The sequence below is a fragment of the Kitasatospora sp. NPDC001527 genome (genome assembly GCF_040298605.1).
Taxonomy (GTDB): domain Bacteria; phylum Actinomycetota; class Actinomycetes; order Streptomycetales; family Streptomycetaceae; genus Kitasatospora.
Genome location: NZ_JBEPAM010000018.1, coordinates 25,581 through 46,242 on the forward strand (window position 1 = coordinate 25,581; position 20,662 = coordinate 46,242).

The following is a 20,662-nucleotide window of genomic DNA, read 5'->3' on the forward strand; positions in this document are numbered from 1 at the left end:
CGCACCCCCAGGCGCCGGCCGTCGCGGCGCGCGCCGCGGCGGGGGCGACCCGGCCGGCGGGCGCCTCGGCGGCCCGCACCTCGACGGTGCCGGTCGCCGTCCAGGCCGCCGATCCGCTCTCCCGGGCGGGCGCGGAGGCGCAGCTGCGCCGCTTCCCCGGGGTCGCGGTGGTGGACCCGACGGGTGCGGCCACGCCGGGCACGGTCACCGTGCTGGTCGCCGAGTCCGCCGACGCGGCCGCGACGGCGGCACTGCGCCGGCTGGTGCGCGGCGCCGGGCAGCGGGTGGTGCTGGTGGTCGAGCGGCTGCGCGAGACCGAGCTGATGGAGGCCGTCGAGTGCGGCGTGGCCGCGATCCTGTGGCGCCGGGAGGCGACGCCGGAGCGGCTGGGCCGGGCGGTGCTGGCCGCGGCCCGCGGCGACGGCGACCTGCCGGCGGACCTTCAGGGGCGGCTGATCGCCCAGGTGGGCCGTCTGCAGCGGTCCGTGCAGGGGATGCCGGGGCAGGCTCCGGCGGGCCTGTCGGAGCGGGAGTCGGACGTGCTGCGGCTGGTCGCGGAGGGGTGGGACACCGGGGAGATCGCGGCCCGGCTGTCGTACTCGGAACGGACCGTCAAGAACGTGCTGCACGGTCTGACCACCCGCCTGCAGTTGCGCAACCGGGCGCACGCGGTGGCCCACGCGGTCCGCGAGGGGTACATCTAAGCAGTCACCAGGACACCGGGCGGGCAGGGTGCGAAGGGTACAGCACCTGCCCGCCCGCGTCATGAGCGAGTCGCCAAGATCTCACCCGTTGGACAGATCCGGGGGCTATCCATCGACGTGGGCGCACGGCACACTTCTACGCGCGTACTTCTACGCGCGTCACCGAGGTCCCTTCCGTAGCCCCACCTGGAGAGTCGTCCCATGCCCCTGAACCGCCGTGACTTCGTCACCCGGTCCGCCGCCACCGCCGCCGGCGCCGCCCTCGCGAGCAGCGCCGCCCTCTCCGCCGCCACCCCCGCCGCGGCGGCCGGACCGGACGAGGCCCGCGCCAAGGGCCGGACCAAGCGCCAGGCCTTCACCGTGATGGGCACCACCGACCTGCACGGCCGGGTGCTCAACTGGGACTACTTCACCGACGCGGTCTACGCCGACAAGGCGCACAACGAGGTCGGCCTCGCCAAGATCTCCACGCTCGCCAAGCAGGTGCGCGAGGAGAAGGGCTGGGACCGCTGCCTGCTCATCGACGCCGGCGACACCATCCAGGGCACCCAGCTGACGTACTACTACGCCCGGGTCGAGCCGATCGCCACCGAGGCCGACACCGCGCCCGAGCACCCGATGGCGCTCGCCATGAACACCATGGAGTACACCGCCGCCGCGCTCGGCAACCACGAGTTCAACTACGGCATCGACACCCTGCGCGCCTACGAGGAGCAGCTGGACTTCCCGCTGCTGGGCGCCAACGCGCTGAACGCCCGCAACGACAAGCCGGCCTTCCCGCCGTACGTGATCCGCAAGCTGAAGCTGGGCAACGGCCCGGCCCTGAAGGTCGGCATCGTCGGCCTGACCAACCCGGGCATCGCGATCTGGGACAAGGCCAACGTGGCCGGCAGGATGACCTTCCCCGGCATCGTCGAGACCGCGAAGACCTGGGTGCCGAAGGTCAAGGCGGCCGGCGCGGACGTCGTCGTGGTGGCCTGCCACTCCGGCACGGACGAGGCCACCTCCTACGGCGACCAGCTGCCCTGGCCGGAGAACGCCTCGGTGGCGCTGGCCGAGCAGGTGCCCGGCATCGACGCCGTCCTGGTGGGCCACGCCCACAAGGAGATCCCGCAGCGCCTGGTCGTCAACAAGGAGACCGGCAGGACCGTCGTGCTCTCCGAGCCGCTGTGCTGGGGCCAGCGCCTGACCTGCTTCGACTTCGAGGTCGAGTTCGACAAGGGCGCGTGGAAGGTCGTCTCGCTCTCCTCCCGGGTGCTGAACTCCAACACCGTCCCGGAGGACCCGGAGATCGTCGACCTGATGACCGAGCAGCACAAGAAGGTCGTCGACTACGTCAACCAGGTCATCGGCACCGCCAAGATCGAGCTGTCCATCGCCGAGGCGCCGTTCCGGGACACCCCGATCATCGACCTGATCGGCAGGGTGCAGGCCGACGTGGTCCGCGCCGCGCTGGCCGGCGGCCAGTACGCCGGGCTGCCGGTGCTCGCCCAGGCCGCGCCGTTCAACCGCACCGCGAAGATCCCGTCCGGCCAGGTCAAGCTGCGCGACGCGGCCGGGCTGTACATCTACGAGAACACCCTGGAGGCCCGCGTCCTGACGGGCGCCCAGATCAAGGACTACCTGGAGTTCTCGGCGAAGTACTACGCCCAGCTCGCCCCGGGCGCGGCGGTCGACAGGGCCACCCTGACCAACGCGCAGAACACCCCGGACTACAACTACGACGCGGTGTACGGCGTCTCGTACGACATCGACATCGCCCAGCCGGTCGGCTCGCGGATCGTCAACCTCTCCTTCGAGGGCAAGCCGATCGACCCGAACGCCCGGTTCGTCCTCGCGGTCAACAACTACCGTGCCAACGGCGGCGGCAACTTCCCGCACGTCGCGGCCGCCACCATGGTGTGGGCCAACTCGGACGAGATCCGCAACGCGATGATCGCCTGGGTGAAGGAGAAGGGCGTCATCGACCCGGCCGACTTCTTCACCGAGTCGTGGCGCCTGGTCCGCGCCGGCCAGCCGGTCTTCTGACCCGACCGACCGACCGCCGCAGCACCACCGGAGCAGCTCCGGGGCCCGCGCCCCGGGGCTGTTCCGCTTCCCGCGCACGCTCTGGGCCGGGCGCATGCGGACCGTCGCCGCCTGGCCCCTGGAGGGGCCCGCTACCGCGAACCGGCCAGCTGCTCCATCGCCGCGCGTTCCAGCCGGGCCAGGTCGTCCAGCAGCCGGCCGGCCCGGAGCAGGGGCTCCGCATCACCCGACTCCCCCGCGACGGCGACGAGTTCGGCCACCTCGGTCCAGCCGGCCGCGGCCTCGGCGTAGTGGTCGCGGGCGGTGCGGACCCGGGGGTCGTCGAGCAGGTCGGCGCACTCGCCGAGGAAGTCCCGGTAGAGGTTGCGGAACAGCGCGCCGCCGGTGCCGGCGAGTTCCATCATCCGGGCGGCCTGCGGGAGTTGGCGCTCGGGATGTTCGGCGCGGGTCAGCCAGCCCGGCACCAGGGCGGCGGCCTTCCCGATCCCCCGGTGGCCGAGGTTGGCGATCGGCGGGTGCAGGAAGGCCTTCGCGCACTCGGCCATGGCCGGCGCCACCAGCCCCCGCACGTCCGGGAGTTCGGCGCGCCGGGTGAGCGTGAAGGAGCGGTTGCGGGCGGTCATCGGGCCGCGTTCGGCGCGCGCCGCGGCGAGCGAGGCGAGGCTGGTGGTGACCGCCCCGCCCTGCTGCGCGGTGTCCACCAGGTGCGCCCGGAGGGCGTCGTAGCCGCAGATCGCGACCATGTGCCCGCCGAAGTGCACCCGGGAGGTGAAGTACTCCAGGTGGTAGCTGTCCAGTTGGAGCCCGACCGGGCGCCCGGCGTCCAGTTCGGCGGCCACGTTCCGCCAGGCCCGGCGGGCGGAGCCGGTCTCCCGGACGTCCAGCTCCAGCCCGAGCCGGGCGGCCAGGGTGCGGGTCAGCTCGAAGGGCTTGACCCGGCCGCCGAGGAACGGGAAGTCCAGGCCCTTGCCGTCCCAGTAGACGAACGAGAGTCCGGCACCGAGCCCGAACAGCATCGGCTCGGACAGCTCGACGCCCTCGTGGCGCAGCAGCACGCCGAGCGCCGTCGTCTCGCAGTGCATGCCGCCCAGTGGCTGCGTGTTCACGCCCCGACCTCCGCCGTCTCCTCGACCCGGACGACCAGCCGGGTCGTCCACTCCTCCGCCGGGGCCTCCCCCGGTCCGACCAGGTACGCCTCGCGCACCGGCGCCAGCGGCCGCAGCCCGCGCTCGTGCACGGCGGCCATCAAGGCGTTGTAGGCGAGCGGCAGTTGGGCGTACGGGCCGTGGTGGACCGTCTCCACCACCGGCCCGCCGGGCAGCACCTCCCACTCCAGGCCGGCCACCGCGGCCACCTCGCCGGCGCCGGCCGCCCCGGCCGTCTCCGCGCCGACCGCGATCCGCATGCCCTCCCCGAGGTCCAGCGGGAACAGCCCCCACAGCGGCGGCCGCCACGGCGTGCCGTCCAGCCCCGCCAGCAGCCGGCCGACGCACGCGCCGGTCCGCTCCGCCAGCTCGCCCGGCCCGGCCACCGCCCGCACCACGGCGAGCCGCCGCCGCGGCTCCCGGCCGAGGATGATCTCGTACCCGGGCAGCCCGCCGCCGTCCGCGAGGCGTTCCAGCAGCTCCAGGCGGGCCCGGTCGCGGCTGATCCGCTCGGCCACCCGGTCGCGTTCGGCGCGCAGCAGCCGGGCCCGCTCCGGCTCGCCGGCCGCCAGGGTCGCGGCGATCACCGCGAGCGGTACGTCGAGTTCGCGCAGCAGGGCGACGGTGAGCGCGTCGCGGGCCTGGGCGGGGGCGTAGTAGCGGTAGCCGGTGGCGGGGTCGACCCGGGCCGGGGGCAGCAGTCCGCTGTCGTCGTAGTGGCGGAGCTGTTTGACGCTCAGCCGGCAGAGGCGGGCGAAGCGCCCGATGGTGAGGAAGTCGTCCTGGTCTCGCACGGGCCCATGGTGGACCCTCCCCCCGTGGGAGGGTCCACCCGGACCGCTCCCCCGCCGGGGCGACCGGCCGGCGAGACGCTGGGACATCTTCCCGAGACAGCGGGATATTCAGCCGCGCGCCGGGCCTGCCTACCGTTGATCACGTCACCGAGAATCCCCCGTTCCGAGAAGGAGCAGTTCCATGCGCGCAGTCGTCCAGCAGACCTTCGGCGGCCCCGAGGTCCTGGAGGTCGTCGAGGCCGAGCGGCCCGCCCCGCGCGGCGGCGAGGTCCTGGTCCGCGTCCACGCCAGCGGCGTCAACCCGGTGGACGCGGCGGTCCGTTCGGGTGTCTACCCGCTGCTCGGCGAGCCGCCGTTCGGGGTCGGCTGGGACATCTCCGGCGTGGTCGAGGAGGCCGGGCCGGGCGCCCGGTTCCGGGTCGGCGACGAGGTGTTCGGCATGCCGTTCTTCCCGCGCGCCGCCACCGGCTACGCCGAGTACGTCGCGGTGCCCTCCCGCCAGGTGGCCCGCAAGCCCGCCGCGCTGGACCACGTGCAGGCCGCCGCGCTGCCGCTGGCCGCGCTGACCGCCTGGCAGGGCCTGGTGGACGCGGCGCAACTGGCCGAGGGGCAGCGGGTGCTGATCCACCGGGCGGCGGGCGGCGTCGGCCACCTCGCCGTGCAGATCGCCAAGGCCCGCGGCGCGCACGTGGTCGCGCTGGCGAGCGGTCCGAAGCACGACTTCGTGCGCTCGCTGGGCGCCGACGAGGTGCTCGACCACCGCGAGGAGGGCTTCCTGGCGCGGGCCGGCCGGGTGGACGTGGTGTTCGACTCGTCCTCGCAGGGCACCGCCTCGCTGGAGGTGCTGTCCGAGGGCGGCGTGCTGGTCTCGATCATGGAGCACTGGAACACCGCGCTGGCCGCCGAGGTCGAGGGCGCCGGGCGCCGGTTCGCGGGCATCTCGGTGGAGCCGGACTACGCCTCGCTGGAGGCGATCGCCCGGCTGGTCGACGAGGGCCGGATCCGTCCGCACATCGCCGAGACCTTCCCGCTGGAGGAGGCCGGCAAGGCGCACGAGCTGATCGCCACCGGCCGCACCCAGGGCAAGATCGTCCTGACCGTCGCCTGAGCCGTAGGGTTCACGGGGACGGCAGGCGGCGGACGGCGGACGGGGAGCGCACGTGGACATCCTGACCGAGGCACTGGGTTCGATGCGCACGGGGCAGCCGGCCTCGGTGCGCACCGAGGGGCGGGCACCGTGGGGGCTGCGGCTGCCCCGGGTCGCCGGCGCCGGGTTCCACGTGGTGCTGTACGGGACGTGCTGGCTGGTGCCGCTGGAGGAGGGGGCCGCGCCGGTCGCGCTCAGCCCGGGCGACGTGGTGTTCCTGCGCGACGGCCGCGGCCACATCCTCGCCGACCACCCGCACACCCCGGCCGTCCCCGAGCAGCCCTCGCAGTTCCGGCCGGGCCTGCCGATCGGCACCGTCTCCGTCGGCGGGGACGGGCCGCGCACCAGCCTGCTGTGCGGCAACTACCACCTCGACCAGGCCCGCCCGCACCCGCTGGTGCGGCAGCTGCCGGAGATCGTCCACCTGCAGACCCGGCACGGCCGGCACCCGGAGCTGAGCGCGGCCGTCCAGCTGCTGGGCGCCGAGCTGGAGAACCCCCGGATCGGTTCGGCGGGCATCGTCCCGGCGCTGATCGACTCGCTGCTGCTGTACATCCTGCGGGCGTGGTTCGAGGAGCAGCCGCCCGCCACCGCGGCGGGCTGGGCGGCGGCGCTCGGCGACTCGGCGGTGGCCCCGGCGCTGACCGCGATCCACGAGTCGCCGTCCACGGCGTGGACGGTGGAGTCGCTCGCCGCCCGGGCCGGACTCTCCCGGGCGGCGTTCGCCCGCCGCTTCACCGCCCTGGTCGGCGAGCCGCCGATGGCCTATCTGACCCGCTGGCGGATGACGACGGCGGCCCGGCTGCTGCGCGAGTCGCAGGCCCCGCTGACCGCCGTCGCGGCGAAGACCGGCTACGGCTCGGAGTACGCCTTCGCGAAGGCGTTCAAGCGGGAATTCGGCCTGGCGCCGGGCGGCTACCGCCGGGAGACCCGGGCCGCCTGAGGCCCCGCCCCCGGCGGCCGTGCTCCCCCGCCGCTCCCGGCCGATCCCCGCCGCTACCCCTTCGCGACCGCCTCGCGGACGGCCGGGGCGATCTCGTTCGCCCAGCGGCCGAGGGCGAGCGGGTCCGGCGAGCCGTGGTCGGCGGCGAACAGGGTGAAGCCGGACGCGCCGTGCTCCAGCACCGCGCCGGTCAGTTCGGCGACCCACTGGTCCACCGAGCCGCCGAGCCAGGTCCGCCGCTCGTCGCGGGTCGCGGCGAGCGGGCGGTCGGTGATCCGGCCCGGGAGGTTGTAGACGGTGCGGATCTCGCGCGGGTCGCGCCCGGCGGCGGCGGCCGCCTCGTCGACGACCGGCCGCGAGGTGCGGTAGCGCTCGCTGAGCCAGTCCGCCGCGTGGCCGGGGATCCAGCCGTCGGCGACCCGGCCGGTGACGGCCAGGGACCTGCGGCCGTTGGAGCCCGTCCACACCGGCGGCGCGGCCACCGGCGCGGGCTCGATGCCCCGGACCCGGTAGTGCCGGCCCTCGTGGGTGACCGGCTCGCCGCCGCCGGAGAGCCGCTTGACCAGGACGATCGCCTCCTCGAAGGCCTCCACCGCCTCGCCGGGGGTGAGCCGTTCGACGCCCAGGTCGGCGATCCGGTCCCAGAGTCCGCCGGCGCCCATGCCCAGCACCACCCGCCCGCCGGAGAGCGCGGACAGCGAGGTGACCGCCCGGGCCAGCAGCGGCGCGGGCCGGCTGGGCAGGTTGGTGACGTTGGCGAAGCCGCTGATCCGCTCGGTGCGCCCGAGCAGGAAGCCGAGCGCGGCGTAGGCGTCCACCCGCCCGCCGAGGTAGGGGTGGTCCGACAGCGAGAAGTGGTCCAGCCCGTCGCGGTCGGCCTGCCGGACGACGCTCAGCAGCCGTCCGGTGTCGGCGAGGTCGCCCGGCGCGCCGAATCCGAAGACGACGCCCTGGTGCTCGGTGCCCATCGTTGCCCCTCCTCCGTTCCGGATGCTCAGGCCGTGCCGAAGAGTTCGGCGAACCGGCCGGTGAACAGGTCGGTCCCCTTGTACTCCACGACGGCCTCCGTCGACGCCATCACCGGGCCGTCGGGGCCTGGCAGTTGGCCGACGCCACCGCGCGGACCGAGCGGCACCAGCATGAAGGGGGCGGCCGGGGGCGCGTAGCGCTCCCCGGCCGGCTCGCCGCGCAGCTGGGCGGCGATGTTCTTGGCGACCACCTCGGCGTGCTGGAGCGCGATGCCGGCCATCTTGGGCTCCTCGATGGCGGTGAGGTCGCCGACCGCGTAGACGTGCGGGTGGGCGTCCAGGGCGAGCGTGTCGGTGACCCGGACCTGCCCCCGGGCGGTGCGCTCGACGAGCCGGCCGTCGGCGAGGTAGTCGCTGTTGATCCGCACGCCGTGGGCGCGGAACCAGAGGTCGGCGGTGAGCTCCTCGCCGCTGTCCAGCGCGACGGTGAAAGTGGCGGCCCGGCCCGGCTCGACGGCGGGGTCGGCGGCCAGGCGGGCACCGAGCCGCAGGGTGACGCCCAGGGCGTCCAGCTGGCGGTGCAGTTCCTCGCGCAGCTCGGGCAGCAGGGCGGGCAGCAGCCGGTCGACCGGGTCCACCACGGTCACCTGCTTCCGCGGCCAGACGTCCTTGATCTCCCCGGCCAGTTCCAGCCCGACCGGCCCGGCGCCGGTGATCAGCACCCGGTCGGCGCCGGCGAGTTCCTTGTGGGTGGCGCGCAGGTGGTCCAGCGCCTCGGCCCGGGAGTCGGCGACCGGCTTGGCGGGGTAGGCGTAGCCGGAACCGGTGGCGAGGACCAGGTAGTCGGCGTCCACGCGCCGCCCGGAGGCGAGGGTGACGCCGCCCGGGTCGGCCGAGACCACCCGGTCGCGGACCACCGCGCCGCGGGCGAGCAGGGTCTCGTACGGGAAGAAGATGTTGTCCGCCCAGTCGGGCCGGGCCAGGGCCCGCAGCGATCCGGCGGCGTTGACGAAGGCGTCGCGCGGGTCGACGAGGACGACGTCGGCCTCGGCGTCCAGCGCCTTGGCGACCGCGGATCCTCCGTAGCCCCCACCGACCACGACAACGGTACGACTCATGTTCTCTTGCCCCCAAAGCAGAAAAGAGCTGCAGTTCGCGCTACGAACATATTAGTTCGCGCTGCGAACTGCAACCCCTGCCCGCGGGAATCAGCCCGGCTCGCCGAAGACCGGCGGCGTCTCGTTGTCCAGCACCACCCGCCCGAGCAGCCCGGCCAGCACCTCCCGCTCCGTCACCGAGAGCCCGGACGGCAGCCCGTCGATCCGCCGGCAGGTCTCGGTGTGGAAGCGCTCCGCCAGCACGGCCCCCTCCTCCGTCAGCACGACCCGCACCGCCCGCGCGTCCGCCTCGCAACTCTCCCGCCGCACCAGCCCGTTGCGCTCACTGCGGTCCACCAGCCCGGTCAGGCTCGACTTGGCCAGCCGCAGCACCCCGCCGAGCTCCCCCATCACGTACGGCCGCCCCATCAGCACGCACAGCAGCTGCCCCTGCTGCGGAGTCAGCCCCTGCTCCCGCGCCGCCTCGGCATACACCGCGTCCACCAGGAACGCCGCCCGCACGAGCGCCCCCACCACTCCGATCCCGTCACCCTCGCTCTTGTCCACCCACCCAGCCTAACAGGACAATTCGGACCACGAACTACCTGGAACACGGGCCCGCCGGCGAGAGGATGGCCTCATGACCGGCTCCCACGCTCCCGGACGGAACACCCGACTTCTGGCCTACGCGCAGAGCCCGACCCCGCCGTCGGGCTGGAAGATCGAGGTCTCCGGTGACGACCGGACGGCGGCACCTACCACCGGCACTGGACCGGGAAGTCCGGGGACGGCGTGCCCGTTCCGGCCCCGTTCTCCTTCGAGCTCGCGACCGCCGGCCTGCTCCGCCACCCCGCCGCCGGCTAGGACTTCTCGGCGACGGCGGCCCAGATGCCGATCTGGGAGTCGGTCGGCTGCTCGGGGGTGTCGGGGCGCCAGAGAGGGGCGGTGACCAGGCCGGGGGCCATGAGGTGGAGGCCGTCGAAGAAGCGCAGCACCTGCTCGCGGCTGCGCATGGTCAGCTGGGCGGAGGCGTTGCGGTAGACGGCGGGGCCGCGGCCGGCGTCGGCGGTCGGGGTGAAGTCGAGGGTGCCGTGCGACAGGACGAGGCGGCTGCCGGACGGCAGGGCGTCCACCAGGGTGCGCACGATGCCGTACGGATCGTCCTGCTCGTCGATGAAGTGCAGGACGGCGACGAGCAGCAGCGCCACCGGCTCGCCGGAGTCCAGCGCCCGCCGGACCTCGGGGGTGGCCAGGATCGCGGCCGGGTCGCGCAGGTCGGCCTGGACCACCGAGGTGCTCTCCGGGGTGGTGCCGCTCAGCAGGGCGCGGCCGTGCACCAGCACGATCGGGTCGTTGTCGAGGTAGACCACCCGCGCGTCCGGCCGCACCCGCTGGGCGACCTCGTGGGTGTTCCCGGCGCTGGGGATGCCGGTGCCGATGTCGACGAACCGCCGGATGCCCTCGCCCGCGAGGTGGCGCACCGCGCGGCCGAGGAAGGCCCGGTTGGCCAGCGCGCTGAGCCGCACCATCGGGCTGATCGCGAGCACCCGCTCCGCGGCCTCGCGGTCGGCCGGGAAGTTGTCCTTGCCGCCGATGTAGTAGTCGTACATCCGGGCGGGGTGCGGCATCTCGGGGCGCAGGTCGGCGGGCGGCCGTACCTCGTCGCCCCCGTCGCCGACGAGCCACTCCCGGCCGATGTCCTGAAACCCGGTCACCCCTGCCACCCCTTCGATCCGTTCCGGTCAAACACGGTCGAACACAGTCCCCCTACGATCCGACAGGCGCAGCATAGGGCAGCCCCCGCCGGCAACCGGAACCCGGCCGTCCCCTCCGGCACGAAGGGGAACGGCCGGGTGCCCGAGCGGTCCGCGGAGCGGTCAGAACGGGAAGCGGCTGCGCCCGTGCTGGATCGAGATCCACTTCACCGTGGTGAACGCGTCGACCGTGGACTCGCCGTTCAGCCGGCCCACGCCCGAGCTCTTCTCGCCGCCGAACGGCACCACCGGCTCGTCCGCGATGGTCCCGTCGTTGACGTGGATCATGCCGGTCTCGATCCGCCGGGCGACCCGCACGCCGCGCTCCACGTCGGCGGTGTGCACGGCGCCGCTGAGCCCGAACGGGGTGTCGTTGGCGATCCGCACCGCCTCGTCCTCGCCGTCGAACGGCACCAGGAGCACGACCGGCCCGAACAGCTCGCGCCGCAGGATCGGCGCGTCGGCCGGCAGGTCGCCGAGCACCACGGGCTCCATCAGGCTGCCGGTGGTGGTGCCGCGCAGCAGCGCCGTGGCGCCGGCGGCGATCGCCTGGTCGACCTGCGCGGTGAGGCCGTCGGCCTGGACGGGGTTGATCAGCGGGCCGATGTGGGTGGCCGGGTCCCGGGGGTCGCCGACCTTCAGGCCCGCGACCTTGGCGACGAACTTGCGGGTGAACTCCTCGGCCACCGCGCGGTCGACCAGGACCCGGTTGGCGGCCATGCAGACCTGGCCCTGGTGCACGAAGCGGCTGAAGACGGCCGCGTCCACCGCGTAGTCGACGTCGGCGTCGTCCAGCACGATCAGCGCGCTGTTGCCGCCCAGCTCCAGCACGGTCCGCTTGAAGTGCGAGGCGGCCACGGTGGCGACGTGCCGGCCGACCTTGTCGGAGCCGGTGAAGGAGATCACCTTGGGGATCGGGTGCTCGATGAACGCGTCGCCGATCTCGGCGATGTCGGTGACCACGACGTTCAGCAGACCGGCCGGCAGGCCCGCCTCCTCGAAGATCTTGGCGATCAGGGTGCCGCCGACCACCGGGGTCTCCTGGTGCGGCTTGAGCACCACGCCGTTGCCGAGCGCCAGCGCCGGGGCGACCGCCTTCATCGACAGGAACAGCGGGAAGTTGAACGGGCTGATCACGCCGACGACGCCCACCGGCAGCCGGTAGAGCCGGTTCTCCTTGCCGTCCACCGGGGAGGGCAGCAGCCGGCCCTCGGCGCGCAGCGACAGCTGCATCGCCTCGCGCAGCATGTCCTTGGTGAGCGAGAGCTCGAACCAGGCCTTGACGGCGGTGCCGCCGAGCTCGGCCATGATGTCGCGGGTGATCTCCTGCTCGCGGTCCTCCAGGATCCGCAGCGCGCGCTCGAAGACCAGCCGGCGGGTGTAGGGGTTGGTGGCCGCCCACTCCTGCTGCGCCTGCGCCGCCGCCCGGTAGGCCTGGTCGACCTCCTCGACGGTGGCGACGGTGATGGCGGCGAGCTTGTCACCGGTGAAGGGGTCGACATCGACGATGTCCCAGGAGCCGCTGCCCTCGCGCCACTCACCGTCGATGTACTGCAGCGCCAACTCGGAAAGGTACGACATCTGATCCCTCTCATGCCTACGGGAACGCACGAACACCGTTCGCGGTCGTTCGCGATCAGATCTGATCGGGCCTCATCGTACTTATCCGTCAGAGTTCTTGGCGTACGGAGCGAAGAAGTTCTCGTGTCCGCTCGGGGGAGAGGCTGTCCGCCACCAGACCGTCCATCGCGCCGGCGTATTCGGCGACCTCCGCCGGCTTGTCCAGATACAGGGCGGTGGTGAACTGCTCCAGGTACACGATGTCCGGCAGCTCCTGCTCGTCGAAGGCCAGCACCGAGAAGGCCCCGCCCTCGGCGCGCAGCCCGCCGAAGCCCAGCGGCATCACCTGCAGCTCCACGTTCGGCAGCTCGGTCAGCTCCAGCAGCCGGTCGACCTGCGCCCGCATCAGCTCCGGCCCGCCCCAGGGCCGGCGCAGCACGGCCTCGTCCAGCACCGCGACCAGCCGCGGCGCCCGCGCGGCGGTCAGCACCTCCTGGCGCTTGAGCCGCACCTCCACCCGGCGCTCGATCTCGGCCGGCTCGGTGACGTGCCCGCCGTGGGTGATCACGGCCCGGGCGTAGTCGGCGGTCTGCAGCAGCCCGTGGACGAACTGCACCTCGTAGCTGCGGATCTCGGTGGCGGCCTCCTCCAGTCCCAGGTAGTTCTGGAACCAGCCCGGCAGGACGTCCCCGTACCCGTGCCACCAGGACGTCGCGTTGGCCGCCCGCACCAGCCCCAGCACCGAGGCCCGCTCCTGCTCGGCGTCGACCCCGTACAGCGTCAGCAGGTCGGCGACGTCGCGCTCCTTGAAGCCGACCCGGCCGAGCTCCATCCGGCTGATCTTCGACTCGGAGGCCCGGATCGAGTAGCCGGCCTCCTCCCGGCTGACACCCCTGGCCTCCCGGAGCCTTCGCAGCTGCGACCCCAGCAGCAGACGCCGCACCGTGGCACCGCCACCCGCCTGCGTCGCACCCATCGCCTCACCCTCCGCACCTCGCGCAGCCCCCCGGCCTCCGGCCGCAGTCTTCCATCAGGGACCGACAAACAACAGTCCTCGGAACACCCTCGGTGGAGCCGCCGGCTCCCGCCGTGACCGCCCGGACGACCACCGTCCGGATACGCGCGGTAGCCGACTCGTAGCTCCCCGAACGCACTCTAGTCCCCCGCCGTCGCCATGGACATCCCCAACCCCCCGCCGGGCGCCCCGAAGCCGCCCGGGGGCGATGCAACTCAGCCAGAATCCGGCGCAGTTGTCGCAACTCGCGCGGGCCCCCGGGCGTCCCCCACCGTGTGCTGAGACGACTTCCCGCCGCCGTGCTCCTGCTCGCCGCGCTCGCCGTCCTCACCGTCCCCGGTGACTCCTCCCCCGGGCCCGCCGCCCCGGTCCCCGCCCGTGCGGGGCGCGGCGGCCCCCCGGTCCCCGCCGGGGCCCTGGAGCGGGCCCGCCAGGTGGCACGGGCCTGGCCCGGCTCCGAGTCCGACCGGATCTGGCACACCGGCTACTACGCCCGGCTGAACGGACAGAGCTGGCTGCCGCGGGACTTCACCGGGAACGACGGCGCGTTCGCGGCCTTCCTCGGCGACCGGATCGACCTGGAGGCCGACTTCCCCCCGTTCTCCGGCCCGGGGACGGTCTCCTTCCCGGACGGGACCTCCCAGGCCCTGCCGCTGACCGACCCGCGCGCCGCCTACGAGCAACTCGTCCGCTACCGCGACAGCCCCTGCACCAGGGAGCCCTGCGACACCGTGCTCACCGTCACCGCCGTCCGGCCCGCGACCCGGCCCCAGAGCACCAGCCGCGGAACGGCGACGGTCCCGGTCTGGGAGTTCGTGTTCGCCGGGCTCGACGAGCCCTACGCGGTCGCGGCCGTGGAGTCGCAGGAGCCCCCCGGCCCCCGCACCGTCGAGGACAAGGACCTCCCCGAAGGCGTCACGGACCTCTGGTACGCCGGTCGCGGTACCGACGAACAGGAGCTGTGGGCCCTGCTGTACCCCGGGAACTGCGCCGGTCCGCTGCCGGGCGCGGTGTACGGGACCGCCGACGTCCTGGTGCTGATCGGCCGCACCGACGGCCGGCCGACCGACTGCGAACCGAACGGCGCCGGGCGGGAGGCCCGGTTCCGGCTCACCGGCCCCCCGGGGAACCGGGTGGTCCTCAACCTCGCCGGCCACCCCGTCCTCTTCCCCGCCGACTGACGGACCCGGCCGCCCCCGGGAAACGCGAAAGGCGCCTGCCCCCAAACTGGTCGGGGATGTGGGCAGGCGCCATGGACCGCGGTGGCCCGGCGACGCTGACGGGGTGCGGCTCGGTCGGCCCGGCGATGCGGCGCCGGGCCACCTGGACCGGATCAGACCACCAGGGGGCGGTCCGTCGGCCGGATCGGAGCGGGCAGCGGGGTCTTGCCGCCCAGGTACTTGTCGACCGCCGCGGCGGCCGAGCGGCCCTCCGCGATGGCCCAGACGATCAGGGACTGGCCCCGTCCGGCGTCACCGCAGACGTAGACGCCATCGACGTTGGTGGCGAAGCGGCCGTCGCGGGCCACATTACCGCGTGCGTCGAGGTCCGCGCCCAGCTGCTCCACCAGGCCGTTCTTCACGTCCGTCCCGGTGAAGCCCATCGCCAGGGTGACCAGCTGCGCCGGGATGGCCCGCTCGCTGCCCGGCACCTGCTCGAACTTCCCGTCCCTGAATTCCACTTCGACCAGGTGCAGCTGCTGGACGTTGCCGTCCTCGTCGCCGCTGAAGTGGGTGGTGGAGACGGAGTAGATCCGCTCGCCGCCCTCCTCGTGGGCCGAGGTGACCTTGTAGGTCATCGGCATGGTCGGCCACGGCTGGTGGGCCGGCCGGTCCTCGCCGGGCCGCGGCATGATCTCCAGCTGGGTGACGGAGGCCGCCCCCTGCCGGTGCGCGGTGCCGACGCAGTCCGCGCCGGTGTCGCCGCCGCCGATCACCACGACGTGCTTGCCCTTGGCGCTGATCGGCGACTCCACGAAGTCGCCCTCCTGCACCTTGTTGGCCAGCGGCAGGTACTCCATGGCCTGGTGGACGCCCTTGAGCTCGCGCCCGGGCACCGGCAGGTCGCGGGCGGTGGTGGCACCGGCCGCGACGACCACCGCGTCGAAGCGCTCGCGCAGCTGCTGCCCGGTGATGTCCTCGCCGACGTGCACGCCGGTGCGGAACCGGGTGCCCTCCGCCCGCATCTGCTCGATGCGGCGGTTGATGTGGCGCTTCTCCATCTTGAACTCGGGGATGCCGTACCGCAGCAGGCCGCCGATCCGGTCGGCCCGCTCGTACACCACCACGGTGTGCCCGGCCCGGGTGAGCTGCTGGGCGGCGGCCAGGCCGGCCGGCCCGGAGCCGATCACGGCGACCGTCTTGCCGGACAGCCGCTCCGGCACCTGCGGGATGACCCCGCCGCGGTCCCAGGCCTTGTCGATGATGGTGACCTCGACGTTCTTGATGGTCACCGCGTCCTGGTTGATGCCGAGCACACAGGCCGACTCGCAGGGCGCCGGGCACAGCCGCCCGGTGAACTCCGGGAAGTTGTTGGTCGCGTGCAGCCGCTCGATCGCGCCGTTCCAGTCGTCCCGGTAGGCGAGGTCGTTCCACTCCGGGATGAGGTTCCCGAGCGGGCAGCCGTTGTGGCAGAACGGGATGCCGCAGTCCATGCAGCGGCCGGCCTGCTTGGTGATGATCGGCAGCAGGCTGCGCTCGGCGTAGACCTCGTTCCAGTCGCGCAGGCGCACGTCCACCGGACGCCGCTCGGCCAGCTGCTTGGGCGTGGTCAGGAAGCCCTTGGGGTCAGCCATGTGCCGCCTCCATCATCTTGCGAGTGGTCTCGGCCTCGGAGAGGCCATCGCGCTCGGCGGCGTCCTTGGCGGCGAGCACGGCCTTGTAGTCGGTCGGCATGATCTTCGAGAAGCGGGAGACCCCGCTGCCCCAGTCCGCCAGGAGCTCGGCCGCGACGGTGGAGCCGGTCTCCTCGTAGTGCTGCTGCACGGTCTCGCGCAGCCAGTCGCGGTCCTCGGCGCCGGGGGCCTCGATGCCCACCATGCCGCTGTTGACGTTCGCCGGGCGCAGGTCCAGCACGTAGGCGATGCCGCCGGACATGCCGGCCGCCAGGTTGCGCCCGGTCTCGCCGAGGACGACGACCCGCCCGCCGGTCATGTACTCCAGACCGTGGTCGCCCACGCCCTCGACGACCAGGGTGGCGCCCGAGTTGCGGACCGCGAACCGCTCGCCGGCCTTGCCGCGCAGGTGGATCCGGCCGCCGGTGGCACCGTAGCCGATGGTGTTGCCGGCGATGACGTGGTTCTGCGCGTCGGCGCCGATCGCCGCCGCGTCGCGGGCCGGGCGGACGACGATGACGCCGCCGGACAGGCCCTTGCCGACGTAGTCGTTGGCGTCGCCCTCCAGACGCAGCGTGATGCCGCGCGGCACGAAGGCGCCGAAGGACTGGCCGGCCGAGCCGGTGAAGGTGACGTCGATGGTCCCCTCCGGCAGGCCCTCGCCGCGGTACCGCTTGGTCACGTGGTGGCCGAGCATGGTGCCGACGGTCCGGTTGACGTTGCGGATCGGCAGTTGGATGCGGACGGCGTCGCCGTTCTCCAGGGCGTCCTGGGCCAGGTCGATCAGCTGGTTGTCCAGGGCCTTGTCCAGCGCGTGGTCCTGCGTGGTGGTGCGGTGCAGGGCCGCGCCCTCGGGCAGCTCGGGCACGTGGAACAGCGGGGCCAGGTCGAGCCCGGCGGCCTTCCAGTGGTCGACGGCGGCCTCGGCGTCGATGTGCTCGGCGTGGCCGACGGCCTCCTCGATCGAGCGGAAGCCCAGCGAGGCCAGGATCTCCCGGACCTCCTCGGCGATGAACTCGAAGAAGTTGACCACGAACTCCGGCTTGCCGGAGAAGCGCTCGCGCAGCACCGGGTTCTGGGTGGCGACGCCGACCGGGCAGGTGTCCAGGTGGCAGACCCGCATCATGATGCAGCCGGAGACCACCAGCGGGGCGGTGGCGAAGCCGAACTCCTCGGCGCCCAGCAGGGCGGCGATCACGACGTCGCGGCCGGTCTTCAGCTGGCCGTCGGTCTGCACCACGATCCGGTCGCGCAGGCCGTTGAGCAGCAGGGTCTGCTGGGTCTCGGCGAGGCCGAGCTCCCAGGGGCCGCCCGCGTGCTTGAGCGAGGTGAGCGGCGAGGCGCCGGTGCCGCCGTCGTGGCCGGAGACCAGCACCACGTCCGCGTGCGCCTTGGAGACGCCGGCCGCGACCGTGCCGACGCCGACCTCGGAGACCAGCTTCACGTGGATGCGGGCCTCGGGGTTGGCGTTCTTGAGGTCGTGGATCAGCTGCGCCAGGTCCTCGATCGAGTAGATGTCGTGGTGCGGCGGCGGCGAGATCAGGCCGACACCCGGGGTGGAGTGCCGGGTCTTGGCGACCCACGGGTACACCTTGTGGCCGGGCAGCTGGCCGCCCTCGCCGGGCTTGGCGCCCTGGGCCATCTTGATCTGGATGTCGTCGGCGTTGACCAGGTACTCGGAGGTGACGCCGAACCGGCCGGAGGCGACCTGCTTGATCGCCGAGCGGCGCTCCGGGTCGTAGAGGCGGTCCGGGTCCTCGCCGCCCTCGCCGGTGTTGGACTTGCCGCCGAGGCGGTTCATCGCGACGGCCAGGGTCTCGTGCGCCTCGCGGGAGATCGAGCCGTAGGACATGGCGCCGGTGGAGAAGCGCCTGACGATCTCGGAGACCGGCTCGACCTCCTCGACCGGCACCGGGGTGCGGCCGAGCGCGTCGAGCTTGAACAGGCCGCGCAGCGTCATCAGCCGCTCGGACTGCTCGTTCACCCGGTCCGTGTACTGCTTGAAGATGTCGTACCGGCGGTTGCGGGTGGAGTGCTGCAGCCGGAAGACGGTGTCCGGGTCGAACAGGTGCGGCTCGCCCTCGCGGCGCCACTGGTACTCGCCGCCGATCTCCAGCGCGCGGTGCGCGGCCGGGATGCCGGAGGCCGGGTACGCCTTGGCGTGCCGGGCCGCCGTCTCGCGGGCGATCTCGTCCAGGCCGATGCCGCCGAGCTTGGTGGTGGTGCCGGCGAAGTAGGCCTCCACCAGCTCGTGGGAGAGGCCGATCGCCTCGAAGACCTGCGCGCCGCGGTAGGAGGCGACGGTGGAGATGCCCATCTTGGACATCACCTTGAGCACGCCCTTGCCGAGCGCCTTGATCAGGTTCTTGATCGCCTTCTCGGGCTCGATCCCGGTCAGGAAGGTGCCCTGCCCGACCAGGTCCTCGACCGACTCCATGGCCAGGTACGGGTTGACCGCGCCGGCGCCGTAGCCGATCAGCAGCGCGACGTGGTGCACCTCGCGGACGTCGCCCGCCTCGACCAGGAGCGACACCCGGGTGCGCTGCTTGGTGCGGATGAGGTGGTGGTGGACCGCCGAGGTGAGCAGCAGCGAGGGGATCGGGGCGTGCTCGGCGTCCGAGTGCCGGTCGGAGAGCACGATGATCCGGGCGCCGTCGGCGATCGCCGCGTCGGCCTCGGCGGCGATCGCGGCGAGCCGGGCGGCCAGTGCCTCACCGCCGCCGGCGACCCGGTACAGGCCGGACAGCGTGACGGCCTTGAGGCCGGGCTGGTCGCCGTCCGCGTTGATGTGCACCAGCTTGGCCAGCTCGTCGTTGTCGATCACCGGGAAGGTGATGCCGACGGAGCGGCAGGCCGCGGCCTCGGCGGCCAGCAGGTTGCCCTCGGGGCCGAGGTTGGACAGCAGCGAGGTGACCAGCTCCTCGCGGATGGCGTCCAGCGGCGGGTTGGTGACCTGCGCGAAGAGCTGCACGAAGTAGTCGAACAGCAGGCGCGGCTTCTCGCTCAGCGCGGCGATCGGCGAGTCGGTGCCCATCGAGCCGAGCGCCTCGGCGCCGGTCCTGGCCATCGGCGCCAGGATGACCCGCAGCTCCTCCTCGGTGTAGCCGAAGGTCTGCTGGCGGCGGGTGACCGAGGCGTGGGTGTGCGCGATGTGCTCGCGCTCGGGGAGCTTGGCGAGCTGGATCTGCCCGGCCTCGACCCACTCCTCGTAGGGGTGCTCGGCGGCCAGCGCCGACTTGATCTCCTCGTCCTCGACGATGCGGTGCTCGGAGGTGTCGACCAGGAACATCCGGCCGGGCCGCAGCCGGCCCTTCTTGACCACCCGGGTCTGCTCGATGTCGAGCACGCCGACCTCGGAGGAGAGGACGACCAGGCCGTCCTCGGTGACCCAGTAGCGGGCGGGGCGCAGGCCGTTGCGGTCCAGCACGGCGCCGATCTGGTTGCCGTCGGTGAAGGTGACGCAGGCCGGGCCGTCCCAGGGCTCCATCAGGTTGGAGTGGTACCGGTAGAACGCGCGGCGGGCCGGGTCCATGGTCGCGTGGTTCTCCCACGCCTCCGGGATCATCATCAGCACGGCGTGCGGCAGCGAGCGGCCGCCGAGGTGGAGCAGTTCCAGGACCTCGTCGAAGGAGGCCGAGTCGGAGTGGTCCGGGGTGCAGACCGGGAAGATCCGGCTCAGACCCTGCCCGTTCCTGTTGGCGGGGATGAGGTCGGTGGCGAGCTGGGACTCCCGGGCGGTCATCCAGTTCCGGTTGCCCTTGACCGTGTTGATCTCGCCGTTGTGCGCGACGAACCGGTACGGGTGGGCGAGCGGCCAGCTCGGGAAGGTGTTGGTGGAGAACCGCGAGTGCACCAGGCCGAGCGCGGAGGCGTAGAGCCGGTCCGACAGGTCGGGGAAGAAGGGCTCCAGCTGGCCGGTGGTCAGCATGCCCTTGTAGACGATGGTGCGCGCGGACAGCGAGGGGAAGTAGACCCCGGCCTCGCGCTCGGAGCGCTTGCGGACCACGAAGGCGATCCGGTCCAGCTCGATGCCGGCCTTGCCCTCGCCGGCCAGGAAGAGCTGGCGGAAGCGCGGCATGACGCCGCGGGCGGTGGCGCCCAGCAGGTCGGGGGTGACCGGGACGTCGCGCCAGCCGAGGACGGTCAGGCCCTCCTCGTCCGCGATCGCCTCGATCCGGGCGACGGCGGCGGCGTCCTCGTCGTCGGCGTCCGGCAGGAAGGCGATGCCGACGGCGTAGTCGCCGGCCGCCGGGAGGTCGAAGCCGGCCTTGGCGCGCAGGAAGGCGTCCGGGATCTGGGTGAGGATGCCCGCGCCGTCACCGGAGTCCGGCTCGGCGCCGGTGGCGCCGCGGTGCTCCAGGTTGCGCAGGACGGTCAGCGCCTGCTCGACGACGGTGTGGTCGGCGATGCCGGTCAGCGTGGCGACGAATCCGACGCCACAGGCGTCGTGCTCGTTTCGCGGGTCGTACAGGCCCTGAGCAGCAGGTCGCGCATCCGGAACGAGCGCGTACGGCGGGCGGGCGGCGCCGGCCTGGGGCTCGTTGGCGGAGTGCATGGATGCAGACAGCATCGGCTCTCCCGTCGTCGTCTTTCGAAACTGGTGCAGTAGGGACGACGTTGGCCCTGATGCGATTGAGGCACGCACGTTACATGATGCCGGGGATCCCGGGAAGC

Annotated in this window: 15 protein-coding genes; 5 read left to right on the forward strand and 10 right to left on the reverse strand. The window is 73.2% G+C overall.

The genetic code is table 11. The features are described 5' to 3' along the window. Positions 1-86: 86 nt before the first annotated feature. Both ABT238_RS18680 and ABT238_RS18685 read left to right on the forward strand, forming a co-directional pair. Complete coding sequence (locus ABT238_RS18680) at positions 87-704, forward strand: helix-turn-helix transcriptional regulator (protein WP_350563766.1); 618 nt, start codon at positions 87-89, stop codon at positions 702-704. Positions 705-905: 201 nt separating this feature from the next. Then, the gene (locus ABT238_RS18685; RefSeq protein ID WP_350768606.1) at positions 906-2,732 is read left to right on the forward strand and encodes a bifunctional metallophosphatase/5'-nucleotidase; all 1,827 of its coding nucleotides are present in this window, start codon (positions 906-908) and stop codon (positions 2,730-2,732) included. Positions 2,733-2,863: 131 nt separating this feature from the next. Here ABT238_RS18685 and ABT238_RS18690 read toward each other — a convergent pair whose 3' ends face one another. Both ABT238_RS18690 and ABT238_RS18695 read right to left on the reverse strand, forming a co-directional pair. Beyond that, positions 2,864-3,814 carry a BtrH N-terminal domain-containing protein gene (locus tag ABT238_RS18690; protein ID WP_350563768.1) on the reverse strand — a complete coding sequence of 317 codons (951 nt, stop codon included), beginning with the start codon at positions 3,812-3,814 and terminating at the stop codon, positions 2,864-2,866. Positions 3,815-3,834: 20 nt separating this feature from the next. Further along, the gene (locus ABT238_RS18695; protein ID WP_350768625.1) at positions 3,835-4,671 is read right to left on the reverse strand and encodes a MerR family transcriptional regulator; all 837 of its coding nucleotides are present in this window, start codon (positions 4,669-4,671) and stop codon (positions 3,835-3,837) included. Positions 4,672-4,852: 181 nt separating this feature from the next. On the opposite strand from ABT238_RS18695, the gene ABT238_RS18700 reads away from it, so the two are divergent. Then, positions 4,853-5,779, forward strand: coding sequence for an NADP-dependent oxidoreductase (locus tag ABT238_RS18700; RefSeq protein ID WP_350768647.1), 927 nt, complete (start codon positions 4,853-4,855; stop codon positions 5,777-5,779). 52 nt (positions 5,780-5,831) lie between these two features. Then, on the forward strand, positions 5,832-6,761 hold the full coding sequence (locus ABT238_RS18705) for an AraC family transcriptional regulator (protein WP_350563603.1): 930 nt from the start codon (positions 5,832-5,834) through the stop codon (positions 6,759-6,761). 53 nt (positions 6,762-6,814) lie between these two features. Here ABT238_RS18705 and ABT238_RS18710 read toward each other — a convergent pair whose 3' ends face one another. From ABT238_RS18710 to ABT238_RS18735, 6 genes are all read right to left on the reverse strand, one after another. Continuing rightward, the gene (locus ABT238_RS18710; RefSeq protein ID WP_350563605.1) at positions 6,815-7,729 is read right to left on the reverse strand and encodes an LLM class flavin-dependent oxidoreductase; all 915 of its coding nucleotides are present in this window, start codon (positions 7,727-7,729) and stop codon (positions 6,815-6,817) included. Positions 7,730-7,755: 26 nt separating this feature from the next. After that, positions 7,756-8,847 (reverse strand): NAD(P)/FAD-dependent oxidoreductase, encoded by a 1,092-nt coding sequence (locus ABT238_RS18715; protein WP_350563607.1) that lies wholly within the window; start codon positions 8,845-8,847, stop codon positions 7,756-7,758. Between the two features lie 90 nt (positions 8,848-8,937). Beyond that, positions 8,938-9,369, reverse strand: a complete 432-nt coding sequence (locus tag ABT238_RS18720; RefSeq protein WP_350563770.1) for a MarR family winged helix-turn-helix transcriptional regulator — start codon at positions 9,367-9,369, stop codon at positions 8,938-8,940. Positions 9,370-9,686: 317 nt separating this feature from the next. Further along, a complete protein-coding gene (locus ABT238_RS18725) occupies positions 9,687-10,541 on the reverse strand; it encodes an SAM-dependent methyltransferase (RefSeq protein ID WP_350563609.1) in 855 nt (284 codons plus the stop codon). A gap of 162 nt (positions 10,542-10,703) precedes the next feature. After that, entirely contained in the window at positions 10,704-12,161 is a 1,458-nt protein-coding gene (locus tag ABT238_RS18730; protein WP_350563611.1) for an aldehyde dehydrogenase family protein, read from the reverse strand. Positions 12,162-12,249: 88 nt separating this feature from the next. Then, entirely contained in the window at positions 12,250-13,116 is an 867-nt protein-coding gene (locus ABT238_RS18735) for a Sco1979 family transcriptional regulator (protein WP_350563614.1), read from the reverse strand. A gap of 314 nt (positions 13,117-13,430) precedes the next feature. Between ABT238_RS18735 and ABT238_RS18740 the strand changes: the two genes are divergently transcribed. Further along, entirely contained in the window at positions 13,431-14,336 is a 906-nt protein-coding gene (locus tag ABT238_RS18740) for a hypothetical protein (RefSeq protein WP_350768779.1), read from the forward strand. A gap of 152 nt (positions 14,337-14,488) precedes the next feature. On the opposite strand, the gene ABT238_RS18745 is transcribed toward ABT238_RS18740, so the two are convergent. Both ABT238_RS18745 and gltB read right to left on the reverse strand, forming a co-directional pair. Beyond that, a complete protein-coding gene (locus ABT238_RS18745; protein WP_350563618.1) occupies positions 14,489-15,949 on the reverse strand; it encodes a glutamate synthase subunit beta in 1,461 nt (486 codons plus the stop codon). After that, positions 15,942-20,543: a glutamate synthase large subunit gene (gene gltB / locus ABT238_RS18750; RefSeq protein WP_350563773.1), complete on the reverse strand. Its 4,602-nt coding sequence runs from the start codon at positions 20,541-20,543 to the stop codon at positions 15,942-15,944. Before gltB ends, ABT238_RS18745 begins: the two co-directional genes overlap by 8 nt. Positions 20,544-20,662 lie beyond the last annotated feature (119 nt).

What these genes read in the sequence shown, in the direction of transcription:
- ABT238_RS18690 (WP_350563768.1), bottom strand. Translation starts at nt 3,814, where the DNA reads ATGCACTGCGAGACGACGGCGCTCGGCGTGCTGCTGCGCCACGAGGGC.
- gltB (WP_350563773.1), bottom strand. Translation starts at nt 20,543, where the DNA reads ATGCACTCCGCCAACGAGCCCCAGGCCGGCGCCGCCCGCCCGCCGTAC.
- ABT238_RS18715 (WP_350563607.1), bottom strand. Translation starts at nt 8,847, where the DNA reads ATGAGTCGTACCGTTGTCGTGGTCGGTGGGGGCTACGGAGGATCCGCG.
- ABT238_RS18745 (WP_350563618.1), bottom strand. Translation starts at nt 15,949, where the DNA reads ATGGCTGACCCCAAGGGCTTCCTGACCACGCCCAAGCAGCTGGCCGAG.
- ABT238_RS18700 (WP_350768647.1), top strand. Translation starts at nt 4,853, where the DNA reads ATGCGCGCAGTCGTCCAGCAGACCTTCGGCGGCCCCGAGGTCCTGGAG.
- ABT238_RS18710 (WP_350563605.1), bottom strand. Translation starts at nt 7,729, where the DNA reads ATGGGCACCGAGCACCAGGGCGTCGTCTTCGGATTCGGCGCGCCGGGC.
- ABT238_RS18685 (WP_350768606.1), top strand. Translation starts at nt 906, where the DNA reads ATGCCCCTGAACCGCCGTGACTTCGTCACCCGGTCCGCCGCCACCGCC.
- ABT238_RS18730 (WP_350563611.1), bottom strand. Translation starts at nt 12,161, where the DNA reads ATGTCGTACCTTTCCGAGTTGGCGCTGCAGTACATCGACGGTGAGTGG.
- ABT238_RS18735 (WP_350563614.1), bottom strand. Translation starts at nt 13,116, where the DNA reads ATGGGTGCGACGCAGGCGGGTGGCGGTGCCACGGTGCGGCGTCTGCTG.